We start from the raw sequence: 17,920 nt of genomic DNA, 5'->3' as shown, positions 1-17,920 counted from the left end.
GGTCAAACGGGCGGTCGGGTCCGCGATCAGGCGACGAGATCATCGATCGGCGGCGCGGGCCGGCGCGCATACAGCCCGAACGCCAGAATGATCGCATAGCACAGCGCCGGCACGGCGAGCGCGCCGCGCAGCCCGACCTGATCCGCCAGCAGCCCGGTCAGCGGCGGCACGATCGCCCCGCCGACGATCGCCATGCAGATCAGCCCCGACCCTTCCGGCGTGCGCAGGCCGAGGCGCTCGCTGGCCAGGCTGAAGATCGTCGGGAACATGATCGAATTGAACAGCCCGATGGCGAGCAGCGACCATGCGGACAGTGCGCCCGTCGTGCCTGCGGACAGGCCGAGCAGCAGGAGGACGCAGAGCGCCGCACTGGCCAGGACCTTCGCCGGGGCCGCATAGCGCAGCAGGGCCGCCCCGATGAACCGCCCGACCATTGCGCCGCCCCAATAATATGCGACGTGGCTGCCGGCGGCATCCTGGGCCAGGCCCAGCGTGTCGGCGCGCATCAGATAGTTGACGATCAGGCTGCCGATCGAAACCTCCGCGCCGACGTAGAGAAAGATGCCGAGCGTGCCGAAGGCGAAACGCGGACGGCGCAGCAGGCCGATCGCGGCGCGCAGGCCACCGCCCTCGGCCCGCTGTTCGACCAGCGCGTTGCGGCGGAGCCAGACGACCAGCGCGATGACGACCAGCGCCGCGGCGATACCGAGATAGGCGTTCACGATCACCGCACTTTCGGCGGCGCGATAGGCCGCACGGCCCGCCGCCGACAGCGTCGCGGGATCGATCGCGGCCAGCGAACCCAGGATGAGGATCGCCCCGAAATGCGGGAAGAGCGTGGTGCCGAGCGAATTGAACCCTTGCGCGAACGTCAGACGGCTGGATGCGGTGGCGGGCCGGCCGAGCCGGGAGATGAGCGGATTGGCGACGACCTGCACGATGGTGATGCCGGCACCCAGCACGAACAGCGCAAGCAGGAAGGTGACGAACACACCCGCCTTCGCCGCCGGCACGAACAGCAGGCAGCCGGCGGTCATGACGAGCAGCCCGATCGCGGCGGTGCGCAGGTAACCGGCGCGGCGGACGATGGCGGCCGCCGGGAACGACACGAAGAAATAGGCCGCGAAGAAGGCGGACTGGACCAGCATCGCCTCCGCATAGGACAGTTCGAACAGGTCCTTCAGCTTCGGGATCAGCACGTCGTTCAGGCTGGTGATGCCGCCGAATATGAAGAACAGCGCGAAGACGAACCAGCGCAGTTCGGCCGGGGCGGCCGGACCGGTATCGTCATCGTCCGGGGTTGCCATTCTCGTGGGGGCCAGGGCCATCGTGCATCTCTCCTGCTGTGCGGCGTCCGGCCGGCCGGGACGGGCGGCGCCGTGTCATGTCGCGTCGTGCGTTTGCTGGGCGCGACTTGAATGATGGATGACAAGGTTGTCAACGTCGGGGTAGGAGGGCGGACACCGGGACGATGCCGGGTCCGGCGGTCATGGCCGGCCAAGAGAGGACGAGGACGATGCAGCACCCCGCAGACGCACTGTTGCTGTTCGGCGCGACCGGCGACCTGGCGCAGCGCATGCTGTTGCCGTCGTTGTTCGGGCTGGATGCGGACGGGCTGCTGCCGCCCGGACTGGTGATCGTCGGGACGGCGCGCAGCGTGCTGGACGACGCCGGGTTCCGCGCGGTCGCGCAACAGGCGCTGGCCGACCATATCGACGCGGACCGGCTGGTGCCCGACGTGGTGACGCGTTTCCTGGACCGGTTGCGCTATGTCGCGGTCGATGCGTCGGACCCGGAACAGTTCGTGACGCTGGCCGATGCGGTGGGCGATGCAGCGCGGACCGGACTGTCGATCTTCCTGTCGACCGCGCCCAGCCTGTTCGGCGCGACGATCGCCGGGCTGAACCGCGCCGGCCTGTCGGGGCCGAACGTCCGGCTGGCGCTCGAAAAGCCGCTGGGCGCGGATCTGGCGTCGAGCCGGATCATCAACGATGCGGTCGCGGCGGTGTTTCCGGAGGAACGCACGTTCCGGATCGACCATTATCTGGGCAAGGAAACCGTCCAGAACCTGCTTGCGCTGCGTTTCGCGAACACGTTGTTCGAACCATTGTGGAACGCGACGGGCATCGACCATGTGCAGATCACGGTGGCCGAGACGGTCGGGCTGGAGGGGCGGACCGGATATTTCGACGGGTCCGGGAGTCTGCGCGATATGTTGCAGAACCACATGCTCCAGCTGCTGGCGCTGGTGGCGATGGAGCCGCCCGCGCAGTTCGACGCGACCGCGATCCGCGACGAAAAGGTGAAGGTGCTGCGGTCGCTGCGCCGGATCGGGGCGGGCGACGCGGCGCGCAACAGCGTGATCGGCCAATATGGCGAAGGCGCGGTGGCCGGGCAGCCGGTGGCGGGTTATGCGAGCGAGCTGGGGCGTGCGTCGAGCACGGAGACGTTCGTGGCGATCAAGGCGCATGTCGACAACTGGCGCTGGGCGGGCGTGCCCTTCTACCTGCGGACGGGCAAGCGGATGCCGTCGCGCCATTCCGAAATCGTGATCCAGTTCAAGCCGGTGCCGCATTCGATCTTCGCCACCAAAGGCGCAGTGACGCAGCCGAACCGCCTGCTGATCCGGTTGCAGCCGGCCGAGAATATCCGCTTGACGATGATGACCAAGCAGCCGGGGCTGGACCGCGACGGCATCCGCCTGCGCGAGGTGCCGCTGGACATCGGCATGGCCAACGCCTTTGCCGATACGCGCCGGCGGATCGCGTATGAGCGGCTGATGCTGGACCTGATCGAGGGCGACCCGACGCTGTTCGTCCGCCGCGACGAGGTGGAGGCGCAGTGGGAATGGATCGACGGGATCCGGGCGGGCTGGGCGGCGAACGGGATGGAACCCAAGCCCTATGCCGCCGGAACCTGGGGCCCGTCGGCGGCGATCGCGCTGACCGAACGCGACGGAGTGACATGGAATGACTGATATCGCACCTGTCGTCGCGGCCGTCACGGCGCGGATCGTGGAACGATCGCGGGACCGCCGGACCGCCTATCTCGACCAGATCGCGCGTGCGCGGGACAACGGCGTGGATCGCAGCCGGATGGGATGCGGCAACCTGGCGCACGGCTTTGCCGCCAGCGGCGAGGACAAGGCCGTAATCCGCGCGGGCGGGGCGATGAACATCGGGATCGTGACCGCCTATAACGACATGCTGTCGGCGCATCAGCCCTACCATCGCTACCCCGAACAGATGAAGCTGTTCGCGCGCGAAGTGGGTGCCACGGCGCAGGTGGCGGGCGCCGTGCCGGCGATGTGCGACGGCGTGACGCAGGGCCAGGCCGGGATGGAGCTGTCGCTGTTCAGCCGCGACACGATCGCGATGTCGACCGCGATCGGGCTGAGCCACGGCATGTTCGAGGGCGCGGCACTGCTGGGCATCTGCGACAAGATCGTGCCGGGGCTGCTAATGGGTGCGCTGCGGTTCGGGCATCTGCCGACCGTGCTGGTGCCGGCAGGACCCATGCCGTCGGGCCTCGCCAACAAGGAGAAGCAGCGCGTCCGGCAGCTATATGCCGAGGGCAAGGTGGGGCGTGCCGAACTGCTGGAGGCGGAGTCGGCGAGCTATCATGGTGCGGGCACCTGCACCTTCTACGGCACGGCCAATTCCAACCAGATGATGATGGAGGTGATGGGCCTGCACGTGCCGGGTGCCGCGTTCGTCAATCCGGGTACAAAGCTGCGCACCGAGCTGACGCGCGCCGCGACGCAGCGGGTGGCGGCGATCGGCTGGGACGGGGACGACTACCGGCCGCTGGGGCATTGCATCGACGAGAAGGCGATCGTGAACGCGGTTGTGGGTCTCCTAGCCACTGGCGGATCGACCAACCATGCGATCCACATCCCGGCGATCGCGCGCGCGGCGGGAATCGTGATCGACTGGGAGGATATCGACCGGCTGTCGGCGGTCGTGCCGCTGATCGCGCGGGTTTATCCCAACGGGTCGGGCGACGTGAACCATTTCCAGGCGGCGGGCGGCATGGCCTATGTCATCCGCACGCTGATCGACCATGGGCTGCTGCATGCCGACATCCTGACGATCGCGGAGGGCGGGCTGGAGGCCTATGCGCGCGATCCGTTGCTGGTGGACGACGGGCTGACCTGGATCGACGGGCCGGCCGAGCCGCTCGACCGGACGATGTTGCGGCCGGTGTCCGATCCGTTCCTGCCCGATGGCGGCATGCGGCTGGTGCGGGGCAATCTGGGCCGTGCGACGATGAAGACGAGCGCGGTCGACCCGAGCCGCTGGACGATCGAAGCGCCGGCGCGGGTGTTCACCGATCAGGATGCTGTGCTGGAGGCGTTCAAGGCCGGCACGCTAACCGGCGACCTGGTGCTGGTCATGCGATTCCAGGGGCCGCGCGCCAACGGGATGCCGGAACTCCACAAGCTGACGACGCCGCTGGGCATCCTGCAGGATCGCGGCTTCCGTGTGGCGCTGGTGACGGACGGGCGGATGTCGGGCGCGTCGGGCAAGGTGCCGGCGGCGATCCATGTGTCGCCCGAGGCGCTGGCCGGCGGCCCGCTGGCGCGCGTGCAGGACGGCGACATGATCCGCGTTTCGGGGGACGGTGGCACGCTGGACGTGCTGGTCGATGCCGATGTGTTCGCCGCGCGGTCGGACGCGGTGCCGCCGCCCGAGCCGTTCGGGACGGGGCGCGAACTGTTCGCGTTCATGCGGGCCGGCGCCGACGAGGCGGAACGCGGCGCATCCGCGATGCTGGCGGCAGGAGGATTGTGATGGAAATCGTTGCCGTCGATATCGGTGGAACCCATGCGCGCTTCGCCATTGCGGAGGTCGGCGGCGGTCGGGTTCTGTCGATGGGCGAGCCGGTGACGCTGAAGACCGCGGAACATGGGAGTCTCAGGCTTGCCTGGGCCGCCGCGGGCGAGGAGATGGGTCGCCCGATCCCACGGGCGGCGGGCATCGCGATCGCGACGCCGATCGGCGGCGACGTGCTGAAGCTGACCAACAATCCCTGGGTGATCCGCCCGGCGCTCATCAAGTCGCGGCTGGGCGTCGACGATTATGTGCTGGTCAACGATTTCGAAGCAGTGGCGCATGCCGTGGCGCAAGTGGGCGAGGGCGATCTGCGCCATCTGTGCGGGCCGGACGTGGGGTTGCCCGAGACGGGGATGATCACGATCGTCGGGCCGGGTACGGGGCTGGGGGTCGCGCATCTGTTGCGGACGGCGACCGGCTATCACGTCCTGCCGTGCGAGGGCGGGCATGTCGATTTCGCACCGCTCGACGCGCTGGAGGACCGGATGCTGGCGGGGTTGCGCAAGCAGTATCGCCGGGTGTCGATCGAACGGATCGTATCCGGGCCGGGACTGGTCAACATCTACGAGGCATTGCCCGACCCGTCCGGGACCGCGAAACCGTATCGCGACGACAAGACATTGTGGGCCGCGGCGCTGGACGGCAGCGACAGCCGCGCGGCGGCGGCGCTCGACCGGTTCTGCCTGAGCCTGGGCGCGGTATCGGGCGATCTGGCGCTGGCGCACGGCGCGCAGGCGGTGGTGATCGCCGGCGGGCTGGGCCTGCGGATCGCGGATCATCTGCCGACATCTGGCTTTGCCGAACGGTTCGTCGCAAAAGGTCGGTTCGAACGGATCATGTCGGCGATGCCGGTCAAGTTCATCACCCATCCGCAGCCGGGCCTGTTCGGCGCCGCGGCTGCATTCGCAGGAGCACACCCCGCATGAAGGCCGTAGAAAAAGTGATGCGGGCAGCACCCGTGATCCCGGTGCTGGTGGTCGAGGACGTCGCGCATGCGCGGACGATCGCCGAGGCGCTGGTCGCCGGCGGCCTGCCGGTGCTGGAGGTCACGTTGCGGACGGACAGCGCGCTGGACGTGATCCGCGAGATGGCGAAGGTCGAAGGCGCGATCGTGGGCGCGGGCACCGTGCTGAACCCGGACGATCTGGCGCGGGCGCAGGATGCCGGCGCGACGTTCATCGTCTCGCCCGGCCTGACCAAGAAACTGGCGAAGGCGGCGGAGGCTGCGGACATCGCGCTGCTGCCCGGCGTGGCCAATGCGGGCGACATCATGCGCGGGCTGGACCTCGGGCTGCGTCATTTCAAATTCTTTCCCGCGGTGACGAGCGGCGGCATCCCGGCGCTGAAGAGCCTGCTCGGGCCGTTCGGCAAGATCGCGATCTGCCCGACCGGCGGCGTGACGCAGGCGACGGCGGCGGACTGGCTGGCGATCCCCCAGGTTCTGTGCGTCGGCGGATCATGGCTGGTGCCGGCCGGCGCGCCGGATGGCGACGCGATCCGTGCGGCAGCCGAGGCGGCGGCTGGCGTGGCGCGCTAAGGTTTGCGGGCAGTACCGCGGCGCAGGCCGGGGCTGGGCGAAGCGGTTGCGTCTGAGCCCCGGCCTGCGCCGGGATACTGTCGGGCGGATCCATGTTGGGGGTCTGCCGAGCCCCCCCGAAACCTAACGCCGTGCGTGCCGGTCCCGCCGTGCGACGCGCCAGGCGTGGGCGCGGCGGAAGAGGCCGCGGTGGGTGAGCCCTTCGAACATTTCGCCCGGGCCTTCGGGATCGAGGATCTCGTTGTCGGCCAGCCATTTCTCGACCGTGCCGAGATCGGGCGTCTCGTACGGGTGGAGCGAGCGACCGGGACCGCGCAGCGCCTCGATCGTGACGATCAGCGATCCGGACGCCTGGATATGGTCGGCCACGACATCCTGATCCGCCCCCAGATGTTCGGCGATCAGCGAATTGCGGATCGCGCCGATCCGGGCGGATCGCGGGTCTTCGCCATCGGCGCGCAGGTCGACCGCCACGTCGCACTCGGTGTCGAGCCGCAGCGAGCGGTTGTTCATGTTGGACGATCCGACCCGGATCATATGTTCGTCGACGATCATCACCTTGGCATGGACGTAGATCGCCTCGCCCCCTGCGGTGAAGGGGTGGTAGATGCGGAACCGCTTGTGCGGATCGAGCTTGCGCAGCGCCTCGAACAGCCGCGCACGGGCGGTATCCATCGCGATCGGTTCGAGCCAGCCATTGGCGGTCAGCGGATTGACCAGCACGATTTCGGGACCGTCCGGTTCCTGCAACCGCTTCGCGATCGCCTCCGCGATGCGGCGCGAGGCGAAATACTGGCTTTCGGCATAGATATGCCGCCGGGCGGCGGCGATCATGTCGATGTAGAGTTGTTCTATTTCGTGGACGGGAACGACGTCGTCCATTTCCGGATGGGTGCGGGCGATGGCGACGGTCACGTCGCGGAAATCGGGTTCCAGCGTGTCGGGCCAGCAATCCACGCCGCCCTGGACCGCGGCGATCTTCCGGCCCCCGGCCAGGCCCCAGCGGTGGCGGACCAGATCGCCGAAACGCTGCGTGATCGGGCCTGACAGCGCGCTGGTGGCGTCATGCCAGGGGGGATGCGGCGTTCCGTTGGGCCGCACGCGCAACGGGTTGCCATCGGCATGGTCGCGGTCGTCCCAGCGGTCCGACGTCATGTCGATGCCGCCGCAAAAGGCGAACATGTCGTCGATCACGACGATTTTCTGGTGGTGCGATGCGCCGGTCGGATGCTTGCCGTCCAGCTTGGTATGAATCCGTGGATGGCGCATCCAGCGGACAAGCGTGAAGATGGTGCGGCCGCGGAACAGGCTCTTGATCGCGCCCATGTCCCAGCGGAGCAGGTAGACCTCCAGTTCCGGCTTTCGATCGACCAGCCAGAGGATGAAATCGCCGACCGTTTCGGGCTCCCCCGGTTCCAGCGGGGCGCCGCGCAGCAGGATGCGCGCATCGAAATCCCACCCGACCAGCATGATCCGCTTCTCCGCCTTCATCATGGCTTCGCGCGCCATGCGGAAATAGTTGGCGGCGTCGATCACGACGGCGAACCGGTCCGCCTGATCGACGCACCAGCTGTTCTGGCCGGGCCGGAAGAAGTCCGCAGCGGAGGTTTCGGTGTCGGTCATGGCACGTCTTTTGACGACTGGCGCGCGGACGGCAAGTCCGGGCCGGTACGGCGCGCATAAATGAGACGGATGGCGAGAAGGGCGGACGACGGCCCGCATGCGGATGGCCGGGTTTCCGGCGCCCGGATCCGACCGGACCGATGTAAGATTACGCGCCTGCGGTAACGACGAAAGTCGAACTGGCAGGGCCTTGATATAAAACCGGTTCGGGACGATCCTGGCGCCAAACGATGCAATGGGGCTGGAGCATCACACCTTGGTATAGGTCGAGGGAACGACGTCGGCTCTGAAAGAGTATCGTTCGGGTCAAACTGGTTCGAGAGTTGCGGATGGAACCAGGTTGGTCGGGTGGCCGGATCGGGCGCGTCGCGATGCCCCCCGTGCGGCGACACGTTCGGGTGGCGACACGACGTGGTGAGGGATGGGATGGAACAGCGGGTCCGCGACCTATCGCGCCAATTGCAGGGGCTGGCGGTAGACCTGAACGACGCGGCGGACCGGATCGCCGCGGCGCAGGAGACGCCCGACTGCGGCACGATGCCGGCGGACCTGCTGGCCCGGTGTCGGCTGATCCGCGAGCATCGCCGCTGCCGCAGGGCGTATTTCCCCGCCGAACTGTTCCATGAACCGGCCTGGGACATGCTGCTGACGCTGTACGTCGCGCGGGTGGAACGGCGGACGATGTATGTGAAGACGCTGGTGCTGGCCGCCGACGCGCCGATCACGACATCGCAACGCTGGATCGAGCAACTATCGCGGCTGGGGCTGGTCGTGCGGACGGAGGACGTAGCGGACCGCCGCCGGATCGAGGTGGCGTTGAGCGAGGGCGCAGCCGCGTCGATCGAGCGATATCTGACGGAACTGCCGTAGCGCCGGGGTTCTGTGCTAAGGGCAACTTACGACAAAGGTCCAACTATAGCTGCCGTAACGGGTTGGATCTCACTATGGTTGTTTAGGTCCGGGTTAAGATAGATCCGACAAATTCCCTGGGCGTCACAAAGACGCCGGGCGTATCTCTCTGCAACAGAACGAGGCATCAGGCGGTTCGGGCATCCGAGACCGGCATAATCGGGGTTTGCAACTCCGGATGGCGGCGGTGCTGCTGGCCATGCTGCCGTCCGGTGTCCGGGCGCAGGCGAGTGCCGTGGCGGGCAGCATCATCCGCAACGTCGCCGACGCCAGCTATACCAGCGACGGTCGTCCGGCGGTGGCGCGCAGCAATGCAGTGGCGACGCGGGTCGACGAACGGCTGGACGTGACGCTGGCGTTGCGCGCCGGGCCGGCGGGGGGTGACCCGGCGTTCGTGGCGTTCCGCGTCACCAACCGCGGGAACGGGATCGAGGCGTTCGTGCTGACCGCACCGGCAGTACCGGCGGGTCTGGTGGTACGCGGCATCGCGCGCGACGCGGACGATGCGGGCGCCGGCGACGGCCGACCCGATGCGGGCGGCACGCTGGACGGTGGCATTACGGCCCCGATCGCGGCGGGGGACAGTGCGGGGTTCGTGCTGATCCTGACCCCCGCGGCGGACGGGACCCTGCCGGACGGGACGGTCACGATCGCGGTGCGCGCGGCAACGGGGTCCGGCACGCCGGGCACGGTGTTTGCCGGGACGGGCGACGGCGGCGGGGATGCGGTGACCGGGCCGACGGGTGCGGCCGCGACGCTGACCAGCCCGGTCGGCACCGGCGACATGGACGCCATGATCGAGAAGAGCCAGGCCGTGCGCGCGCCAGACGGATCGCCGCGCGGCGTGCCCGGCGCGACCATAACCTACACCCTGCGTGCGCGCGCCGGGGTCGGTGCACGGGCGGTGCGGATCGCCGATCCGATCCCGTCCGGCACGCGGTACGTGCCCGGCAGCCTGCGGCTGGACGACGCAGCCGTCAGCGACGCGGACGACGCGGATCCCGGCGGCTGCGACGGCGCGCGCGTCACGGTGGCGCTGCCGGACGGCGGGGCAGGCGGCGGCGGCACGATCCGCACGATCAGTTTCCAGGTCATCATCCAGTGAGGAGCCCCAGCATGTACCGTCCCGTCATCACGCTTTCCGCGCTTTCCGCGCTCGTCGCCACAACGGCGGCCATGGCCGCGGCGCCGCTGGAGATCAGCAGCCGCATGCTGGTGGAAAAGCGCGTCGCCGCCCGCGACGGCACCACCCGCATCGACATGGTCGCCGCCGAAAAGGTCGTGCCGGGCGACCGCGTCACCTTCGTCGTCGCGTACCGCAACACGACGCGCCAGCCGATCGCGGACGTCGTGCTGGCCAATCCGGTGCCCAGGGCCGTCGCCTATCGCGGCGTGGGCGCGGGCACGCCGGCCCCCGACGTGTCGGTGGACGGACGCACGTTCGCGCCGATGCCCGCCCTGCGCGTGGGCACGACAGGCGGCGGCATGCGGCCCGCGACCGCAGACGACGTCGTCGCGGTCCGCTGGCGCCTGCCGGCCCCGGTCGCGGCCGGCGCGTCCGGCCAGTTGGCATTCCAGGGCGTGCTGCGCTGATGCGCCGCGCCCGACACCCAGTTTCACAACCGAAGGCAAGGAACAGGACGATGACCGAAAGAGGGGTAAGGCGACTGCTGAGGGCGGGGGCGGGATTGGCGGCGATGGGGAGTGCGGGCAGCGCGATCGCCGCGCCGACGATCGCCGGCACGGTCATCACGAACCAGGCACAGGCGACCTATACCGTCAACAACATCCCGGCGACCGCATCGTCCACGGTCGCGTCCTTCGTGGTCGATCGCAAGGTCGCGTTCACCACCGTCAGCGCGCAGGCGACCACGACGAAGGTTTCGATCGGGCAGGCGAATGTGGTCACCACATTCACGCTGACCAACATCACCAACGGCACGCAGGATTTCATCCTGGAACCCGAACAGCTGAACCTGCCGACCGGTGTGTTGATCGGCACCGACAATTTCAACGTCGACAACATCAGGGTGTTCGTCGACAGCAACAACAACCAGACCTATGACATCGGCGTCGATACCGGTGTGTTCATCGACGAACTGGCCCCCGATACGTCGGTGACCGTGTTCATCGTCGGCGACGTCGGATCGCCGGCGAACCCGGAACAGGCGTTCGTCGCGCTGCACGCCACGGTCGCGGCCGGCGGCGCCACGGGGACGCCGGGCGCGGCGCTGAACTCTACCGATCTGGCGTTGCTGAACCGCGAAGGAGTCGAGGATATCGTGTTCGCAGACGACGACTCGGACGGCCTGGCGCTGGGCGATCTGCCGCGCAACGGCCAGGGTCGTGCCTATGCCGCGTACGAGATCGGCACGCGCGCCGTGGCGCTGACCATCGCGAAGTCGGCACGGTTCGTTTCGGACGGCGTGAACCTGCTGACGCCGGCCCGCGCATTGCCGGGCGCGATCGTGGAATATTGCCTGACCGTGACCAACACCACGCCGCTGGTGCCGGCCAATTCGGTCGCGCTGACCGATATCGTTCCGGCGAACACCACCTTCGTTCCCGGATCGATCCTGGTCGGCGGGCTGGGCACGGGCGACGTGTGCGTGGGGAACGGGTTCCCGCAGAATGACGACGGGTCGAACACGATCGGGCCGTACACCGGATCCTATGATGCCGCGACACGGACTGTGCGGGCCGGCATTCCAGCGGTGATCCTCGGCATTCCGCTGTCCGCCAGCTTCCGCGTGACGATCAACTAGACCCACACGGCGGACCGAAAGGAACGAGCAATCCGGCGCGGGGCACCCCCGCGCCGGCGAGCGGCCCTGCATGCCCATCATACCCCGCCTCCTGCGCCTCTGCATGGCCCTGCTGTTCGCGATCGGTGTGCCCGGTCATGCGCAGCCCGGCGTGCGCGTGAGCAATATGGCGACGCTGAGCTATGTTCGCGGAACCGAGACGCGGACGCTGACGTCCAATATCGTCACCCTGGATGTCCTGCGGACCCGGGTGCCGACGACCCTGAGTTTTCGCCTGCCCGCGGTCGATCGGCCGCTGGCGGCCGCGATCTGCGACGCGGGCGGCGCGACGCTGATGGCCGCGCCGATCGATGCCGCGACGCTGGCCGCGGCCGCGCGGTTGCAGACGATCGACATGCTGTCCCCCTACATCGTCGTGCTGGATGCGCCGGCGGAGAACCGCGACCCGGCAACGCGGGAGACCGCGACCATCGCGGTGCAGACCGGCACGCAGAACCGCACGATGCGGCTGACCGAGACCGCGGCCGACAGCGGCGTCTTCGCCGGCGGCGTGCCCGCCGCGGGCGGCGATCCGGCGCGTGTGCCGTGCGCGCCCGTGCCGGGGCGCGGCGATCCGGCGACGTTCCGGTTCGTCGAAACGTCCGCCAGCGGCGGTTCCGCGATCGACCTGACGATCGATCCGGCCGGCTATGTGTTCGATTCGCGCAGCGGCGTGCCGGTGGACGGCGCGACCGTGGCGCTGGTCGATGCGCAGGGTGCGGCAGCCACGGTGTTCGGCGACGACGGGGTCAGCGCCTATCCGGCGACCGTGGTGAGCGGGGCCGCGGTGACCGATGCCAGCGGGCGCGTCTATCCCGGCGTGCCGGGGCGATACCGTTTTCCGCGATCGCCGGCCGGGACATACCGACTACGGATCACGCCGCCGGGTGCCTATCGTGCGCCGTCGACGGTCGATCGCGCGCTGCTGGCGCAGGTGCGTGATCCGGCCGGCGCGCCTTATGTGCTGAACCCGGCGAGTTTTGGCGAGACGCTGGTCCTGGCGGGCAGCGCGCCGGTCTTTGCCGACATACCGGTGGACCGCGATGCGGGCGGCACGTTGCTGCTGACCAAGCTGGCGTCGGTGCGGCAGGCGTCGCCGGGCGATTTCGTGCAGTATCGGTTGCAGCTGACCAATCGCGGCGATGCACCGGCGGCCGGCGTGCGGGTGACTGACACGCTGCCGCCCGGGCTGCGGTACGAGGTCGGATCGACGCGCGGCGCGCCGGAACCTTCGCTGTCCGCCGACGGACGGAACCTGACCTTCGCCATCCCCACGCTGGCCCCGGCCACGTCCGCGGACCTGCGCTATGTCGTCACGATCGCGCCCGGTGCGCCGGTGGGCGAGGCACTGAACCGCGCGCGCGCGACCGGCGACGGCGGCGTGGGCAGCAACGAGGCGGCGGCATCGGTCCGTGTGCAGGCGCTGCTGTTCACCGATGCGATGACGATCATCGGCCGCGTGACGGAGGGGGCATGCAACGACCCGGCCAGCGGCCGGCGCGGCGTGGCCGGCATCCGCCTGCTGATGGAGGACGGCACGTTCGTGCTGACCGACCGGGACGGGCTGTATCATTTCGAAGGGGTACGGGCCGGCCGCCATGTCGTGCAGATCGACCGGGCCGGCCTGCCCGCGACGCACGAGCCGGTGGCGTGCGACGTCGATACGCGCCAGGCGGGAAGTGCGATCTCGCGCTTCGTAGAGGGGACGGGCGGCCTGCTGAAGCGTGTCGATTTCCAGCTGCGCCCGACCGGCAAGGCGGCGGCGGCGGTGGACGCGCTGCCCGTGCCGATCGCCGACGATGCGACCGCGGCGGGCGTCCGCGACTGGATGACGGGCCAGGCGGCGGGCATCGACTGGCTGTTTCCGGCGATCGACCATAATCCGCGCGCGCCTGCCTTGCGCGTCGTCATCAAGCACGGCCCGACGCAGCGCGTGGCGCTGACCCTGAACGGCGCGCAGGTCGATCCGCTGAGTTTCGACGGCACCGACCGCGACGAGGCGCGCGGGCTGGCCATATCGCGCTGGACCGGTCTGTCGCTGGCGGCAGGCGACACGAGGCTGGTGGCGCGTGTGCTGGAAAAGGACGGCAGCGTCGCGAAGACACTGGAACGGACCGTGCATTATGCCGGTGCGCCCGCCAAGGCGGTGTATGATCCCGCGGTCAGCCGGCTGGTGGCGGACGGCATGACCCGTCCGCTGATCGCGGTGCGGGTGACCGATGCGACGGGCCGCGCGGTGCGCGCCGGTACGGCGGTGCCGTTCCGGGTCGATCCGCCTTACGTCGCCGCGGTGGACGTGGCGCTGGAACAGGGGCGCCGGCAGACGAGCGGCCAGGCGAGCGGCCAGCCGACCGAAACGGTGGCGCATGTCGTGGGCGATGCCGGGCTGGCGTTCATCGCGTTGCAACCGACGACGCAGGCCGGGGCCGCGCGCGTCACCGTGACGCTGACCGAGGATCGCACGGTCAGGACCAGCGACGTGCGCGCCTGGCTGGCCGCGTCGGCGCGCGAGTGGGTGGTGGTAGGGTTCGGATCGGGCAGCGCCGGATACGACATGCTGAAGCGGCGCGCCGCCGCGCTACCGCGCGGGGACCGCAACGCCGTGGTGACGGACGGGCAACTGGCGTTCTACGCCAAGGGGCGGGTGAAGGGATCTTGGCTGATGACGATCGCCTATGACAGCGACCGCACATATGATCCCGACCGCGGGCTGCTCGGCACGATCGACCCGGACCGCTACTACACCGTCTATGGCGACGGGGCGCAGCAGGGTTATGACGCAGCGACCCGGCGCAAGCTGTACCTGCGGCTGGAACGACGCGAATTCTACGCCCTGTTCGGCGATTTCGAGAGCGGGTTCACCGACACGCAACTGACCCGGTACAGCCGGACGCTGAACGGCGTGAAGGCGGCGTATGAGGGGCAGCGGATCCGCGCCACCGGGTTCGCGGCGAAGACCGACACGCTGTACACGCGCGACGAGATTCGCGGGAACGGACTGTCGGGGCCGTACCGGCTGTCCGGCCGGCGGATCGTGCCGAACAGCGACAAGCTGCGCATCGAAACGCGCGACCGGTTTCGTTCGGAACGGATTCTGGCGAGCGAGGCGCTGACCCGGCATATCGATTACGACATCGACACCACGCTGGGCACGATCCGGTTCCGCCGGCCGATATTGGGGCGCGATGCGAGCCTGAACCCCATTTTCATCATGGTGGATTATGAGATCGAGGGCGCGCGCGGTGCCAAGCTGGCCGCGGCCGGGCGGGTGTCGACCCGGCTGGCCGATGGAAAGGTCGAGCTGGGCGCGAGCATGATCCGCGACGAGGCGATCGGCGTCGCGACCGTCGCCGGGGTGGATGCGAAGGCGCGGCTGGGCACCGGCACCGAAGTGCGCGGCGAATATGCGCAGGGCGGGCGCGGCGGGCTGGACCGTGGCCGGGCGTTCCTGGCGGAGGCGGAACATCATTCGCCGCGGGTCGATGCGCTGGGCTATGTCCGGCAGCAGGACGACGCGTTCGGCGTGGGGCAGCAGAATCTGGTCGAGGCCGGGACCCGCAAGTTCGGGTTTGACGGGCGGCTGGGCCTGTCCGACCGGCTGAGCCTGACCGGCATCGGCTGGAACCAGACGCAGCTGACCGGGGCGGGCAGCCGGACGGCGGGCGAGGCGCGGCTGGAATATCGGCGCGCCACCGGCACGGTCTTCGTCGGCGGGCAGATCGCGATGGACCGCGGCACGGACGGCAGGAACCGCGACAGCCGGCTGCTGACGCTGGGCGGCAGCCAGGCGCTGTTCGGCGACAAGCTGGTCCTGACCGGCCAGACGCAGATGGCGCCCGGCGGCAGCAAGGACAGCGTGGATTTTCCGATCCGGCATCAGATCCTGGCCGCATACCGCATCCGCCCCGGCATCCGCCTGATCGGCGGATATGAGATCGCCGACGGCGCGGACTATGCCGCGCACACGACGCAGGCCGGGTTCGACGTGACGCCGTGGAAGGGCGCCAAGCTGATGGCGACCGCAAACCAGCAGGCGATCGGCGAGAATGGCGCGCGGACCTATGCGCAATATGGGCTGAACCAGTCGCTGCCGCTGGGCAAGCACTGGACGGTCGATGCGACGCTGGATGCCAGCAGCACCATTCGCGGGCGCGTGCCCGACGGGGCGGTCATCAACGCGTTCCAGCCGGTCGCGTCCGCGGGCGTGCCCGGCGGCGGATCGGTGGTCGGCGGCGTGGCATCCCCCGGGCAGGGCGGCGGCGACTATACCGCCGTGACGCTGGGCGCGGCATTCCGCGCGAACCGCTGGTCCTGGACCGGGCGGGTGGAATATCGCGATGCCGACGAGAATCAGCGACTGGGCCTGACGAGCAGCGTGCTGCGCCTGCTGGGGCAGGGCCGGACGCTGGCATCGGGGATCAAGGCCTATCGCGTGCGCGACCGGTCCGGCGCGATCGCATCCTATGCCGCCGTGGACGTGGCTCTGGCGCTGCGCCCGCTGGACAGCCGGTGGTCGCTGCTGGAACGGCTGGAGCTGCGAACAGAGCGGGCCGACGGCGCGTTCAGCGACGACAACGATCTGGGCGTGCCCGCCTATGGCGGGGGGGACCAGGTGACGACGCGGGTCATCAACAACCTGGCGGTGAATTACCGGACGGGGGCGGAGGGCCGCGGTCACGGGTTCGAAGGGACGCTGTATCACGGCGCGAAATATGTCCGCGGGCGGTTCGCGCGCGACGCCTATGACGGGCTGATCCAGGTCGTCGGGTTCGAACTGCGCAAGGATCTGGGGCCGCGGTTCGATATCGGCATTCAGGGCAGCGCGCAGCACGCCTGGACGCGCAGTGCGCTGGCGTTTTCCGGCGGCCCGACCGTCGGGGTGTCGCCGGTATCGGACATGTGGGTCAGCGCCGGATATAATGTGCAGGGTTATCGCGACCGCGATTTCGAGGCGGACCGCTATACGCGGCAAGGACCCTATGTGACGATGCGGATGAAGTTCGACCAGACGGGGCTGAGCGCACTGGCGGGCCGGCTGGCGGGGGCGGGGCGATGAACATGATGGCAAGACTGGTCGCGGTGGCGTGTGCGGTGGCGGGCGCGCATCTGGTGGCCGCACCGCTGGCCATCACGCGCAGCGTGCGGGTGATATCCGACACGCTGAACGGGCCGGCGCCGCGGATCGTGCCGGGCACGATCGTGGATTACGAGATCGTGGTGGCGAACCAGCTGGACGTGTTCCTGCGGCCCGCGCAGGACGAGAAGATCAGCGAGACGATACCCGATACGATCCGCGTCCGCCTGACCCCGCTCGGCGCGAACGGCAGTCCGGTCCAGTTCGAGGATGGCGGTCTGCTCGGCCTGGGCATCCTGCCGAGCGGGGCGACGTTCAGTTTCGTCAGCCTGGCCAGCCAGACCGACGGGCTGGACTTTTCCAACGGTGCGTGGGGTTATGTGCCGCAGCCGGACGCCAACGGGTACGACCCGGCACTGCGCGGCATTCGGGTCACGCTGGGTGGCACGCACCAGGCCGGGCGATCCTTCCGCCTGCGATACCGGGCGCTGATACCCTGACACAAAAAAACCCCGGAGTTCCGCAGAACCCCGGGGCTTTTGATGGTGGGCGTGGCAAGGATTGAACTTGCGACCCCTGCGATGTCAACACAGTGCTCTACCACTGAGCTACACGCCCGCCGTGCGAAGGCCTCTAGCCGGGGTCCGCGGGGGGTGCAAGCGGACTGTTGCGGAAAATGTCACAAACCGGTGGCGGACCCCATTTCGAACATCCGGTCCACTTCCATCACCAGATCGCGCAGGTGGAACGGCTTGGACAGAACGCGCGCGTTGGGCGGCGTCTGCAACCCCTTCAGCGCGACGGCGGCGAAGCCGGTGATGAACATGACGCGCATGCGCGGGTTGATGACGGCGGCGCGCTGCGCCAGTTCGATGCCGTCCATCTCCGGCATGACGATATCGGTCAGCAGCAGGTCGAAAACCTCGTTTTCCAACAACGGGAGCGCCGCGGTGCCGCGATCGACCGCCACGACGGCATAACCCGACCGCTCGAGCGCACGGACGAGATATTCGCGCATCGAGTCATCATCTTCGGCCAACAGGATACGCGTCATGGCAGGGGATTCCGGGGTCTGGTCATCGGCCCTCCTTATGCTGTCAGGCCTTAAGATTCTCCAAGCGGTTCGATCGCGGAAAAG

13 protein-coding genes and 1 tRNA gene are annotated in these 17,920 nt (G+C 68.9%); 10 read left to right on the top strand and 4 right to left on the bottom strand.

The window, feature by feature from the left end; genetic code table 11:
• Window positions 1-26: 26 nt before the first annotated feature.
• On the bottom strand, window positions 27-1,328 hold the full coding sequence (locus BKY59_RS10725) for a sugar MFS transporter (RefSeq protein WP_076071364.1): 1,302 nt from the start codon (window positions 1,326-1,328) through the stop codon (window positions 27-29).
• Window positions 1,329-1,516: 188 nt separating this feature from the next.
• Between BKY59_RS10725 and zwf the strand changes: the two genes are divergently transcribed.
• Genes zwf through eda form a run of 4 tightly spaced genes read left to right on the top strand, consistent with a single transcriptional unit; the run spans window position 1,517 to window position 6,372 of the window.
• Complete coding sequence (gene zwf / locus BKY59_RS10720) at window positions 1,517-2,977, top strand: glucose-6-phosphate dehydrogenase (protein ID WP_076071362.1); 1,461 nt, start codon at window positions 1,517-1,519, stop codon at window positions 2,975-2,977.
• Window positions 2,970-4,793 carry a phosphogluconate dehydratase gene (edd, locus tag BKY59_RS10715; protein WP_076071360.1) on the top strand — a complete coding sequence of 608 codons (1,824 nt, stop codon included), beginning with the start codon at window positions 2,970-2,972 and terminating at the stop codon, window positions 4,791-4,793. Before zwf ends, edd begins: the two co-directional genes overlap by 8 nt.
• On the top strand, window positions 4,793-5,761 hold the full coding sequence (glk, locus tag BKY59_RS10710; RefSeq protein WP_076071358.1) for a glucokinase: 969 nt from the start codon (window positions 4,793-4,795) through the stop codon (window positions 5,759-5,761). The genes edd and glk overlap by 1 nt, the downstream gene beginning before the upstream one ends.
• Window positions 5,758-6,372 carry a bifunctional 4-hydroxy-2-oxoglutarate aldolase/2-dehydro-3-deoxy-phosphogluconate aldolase gene (eda, locus tag BKY59_RS10705; RefSeq protein ID WP_076071357.1) on the top strand — a complete coding sequence of 205 codons (615 nt, stop codon included), beginning with the start codon at window positions 5,758-5,760 and terminating at the stop codon, window positions 6,370-6,372. The genes glk and eda overlap by 4 nt, the downstream gene beginning before the upstream one ends.
• 123 nt (window positions 6,373-6,495) lie before the next feature.
• Here eda and BKY59_RS10700 read toward each other — a convergent pair whose 3' ends face one another.
• On the bottom strand, window positions 6,496-7,995 hold the full coding sequence (locus BKY59_RS10700) for a phospholipase D-like domain-containing protein (RefSeq protein ID WP_076071355.1): 1,500 nt from the start codon (window positions 7,993-7,995) through the stop codon (window positions 6,496-6,498).
• A 426-nt stretch (window positions 7,996-8,421) separates the two neighbouring features.
• Here BKY59_RS10700 and BKY59_RS10695 point away from each other — a divergent pair, with 426 nt between their 5' ends.
• From BKY59_RS10695 to BKY59_RS10670, 6 genes are all read left to right on the top strand, one after another.
• Entirely contained in the window at window positions 8,422-8,865 is a 444-nt protein-coding gene (locus tag BKY59_RS10695) for a hypothetical protein (protein WP_076071353.1), read from the top strand.
• Between the two features lie 205 nt (window positions 8,866-9,070).
• Window positions 9,071-10,009: a hypothetical protein gene (locus BKY59_RS10690; protein ID WP_129586354.1), complete on the top strand. Its 939-nt coding sequence runs from the start codon at window positions 9,071-9,073 to the stop codon at window positions 10,007-10,009.
• 11 nt (window positions 10,010-10,020) lie between these two features.
• A complete protein-coding gene (locus BKY59_RS10685; RefSeq protein WP_076071350.1) occupies window positions 10,021-10,497 on the top strand; it encodes a hypothetical protein in 477 nt (158 codons plus the stop codon).
• 50 nt (window positions 10,498-10,547) lie between these two features.
• Window positions 10,548-11,669 carry a DUF11 domain-containing protein gene (locus BKY59_RS10680; RefSeq protein WP_076071349.1) on the top strand — a complete coding sequence of 374 codons (1,122 nt, stop codon included), beginning with the start codon at window positions 10,548-10,550 and terminating at the stop codon, window positions 11,667-11,669.
• Window positions 11,670-11,739: 70 nt separating this feature from the next.
• A complete protein-coding gene (locus tag BKY59_RS10675; protein WP_083672062.1) occupies window positions 11,740-16,764 on the top strand; it encodes a DUF11 domain-containing protein in 5,025 nt (1,674 codons plus the stop codon).
• 2 nt (window positions 16,765-16,766) lie between these two features.
• On the top strand, window positions 16,767-17,282 hold the full coding sequence (locus BKY59_RS10670; RefSeq protein WP_076071345.1) for a hypothetical protein: 516 nt from the start codon (window positions 16,767-16,769) through the stop codon (window positions 17,280-17,282).
• A gap of 43 nt (window positions 17,283-17,325) precedes the next feature.
• Here BKY59_RS10670 and BKY59_RS10665 read toward each other — a convergent pair.
• Window positions 17,326-17,400, bottom strand: a tRNA-Val gene (locus BKY59_RS10665).
• Window positions 17,401-17,461: 61 nt separating this feature from the next.
• Window positions 17,462-17,836 (bottom strand): cell cycle two-component system response regulator CpdR, encoded by a 375-nt coding sequence (cpdR, locus tag BKY59_RS10660; protein WP_076071344.1) that lies wholly within the window; start codon window positions 17,834-17,836, stop codon window positions 17,462-17,464.
• Between the last annotated feature and the right edge of the window lie 84 nt (window positions 17,837-17,920).

Source organism: Sphingomonas montana, from assembly GCF_001956315.1.
Classification (GTDB): Bacteria; Pseudomonadota; Alphaproteobacteria; order Sphingomonadales; family Sphingomonadaceae; genus Sphingomonas_R; species Sphingomonas_R montana.
Note: the sequence above shows the minus strand (reverse complement) of the source record. Positions and strands in the feature narration are given on the sequence as shown.

Excerpts from the sequence above, each read along its gene's own strand:
- BKY59_RS10725 (WP_076071364.1), bottom strand. The coding sequence starts at position 1,328 with ATGGCCCTGGCCCCCACGAGAATGGCAACCCCGGACGATGACGATACC.
- zwf (WP_076071362.1), top strand. The coding sequence starts at position 1,517 with ATGCAGCACCCCGCAGACGCACTGTTGCTGTTCGGCGCGACCGGCGAC.
- edd (WP_076071360.1), top strand. The coding sequence starts at position 2,970 with ATGACTGATATCGCACCTGTCGTCGCGGCCGTCACGGCGCGGATCGTG.
- glk (WP_076071358.1), top strand. The coding sequence starts at position 4,793 with ATGGAAATCGTTGCCGTCGATATCGGTGGAACCCATGCGCGCTTCGCC.
- eda (WP_076071357.1), top strand. The coding sequence starts at position 5,758 with ATGAAGGCCGTAGAAAAAGTGATGCGGGCAGCACCCGTGATCCCGGTG.
- BKY59_RS10700 (WP_076071355.1), bottom strand. The coding sequence starts at position 7,995 with ATGACCGACACCGAAACCTCCGCTGCGGACTTCTTCCGGCCCGGCCAG.
- BKY59_RS10695 (WP_076071353.1), top strand. The coding sequence starts at position 8,422 with ATGGAACAGCGGGTCCGCGACCTATCGCGCCAATTGCAGGGGCTGGCG.
- BKY59_RS10685 (WP_076071350.1), top strand. The coding sequence starts at position 10,021 with ATGTACCGTCCCGTCATCACGCTTTCCGCGCTTTCCGCGCTCGTCGCC.
- BKY59_RS10680 (WP_076071349.1), top strand. The coding sequence starts at position 10,548 with ATGACCGAAAGAGGGGTAAGGCGACTGCTGAGGGCGGGGGCGGGATTG.
- BKY59_RS10675 (WP_083672062.1), top strand. The coding sequence starts at position 11,740 with ATGCCCATCATACCCCGCCTCCTGCGCCTCTGCATGGCCCTGCTGTTC.
- BKY59_RS10670 (WP_076071345.1), top strand. The coding sequence starts at position 16,767 with ATGATGGCAAGACTGGTCGCGGTGGCGTGTGCGGTGGCGGGCGCGCAT.
- cpdR (WP_076071344.1), bottom strand. The coding sequence starts at position 17,836 with ATGACGCGTATCCTGTTGGCCGAAGATGATGACTCGATGCGCGAATAT.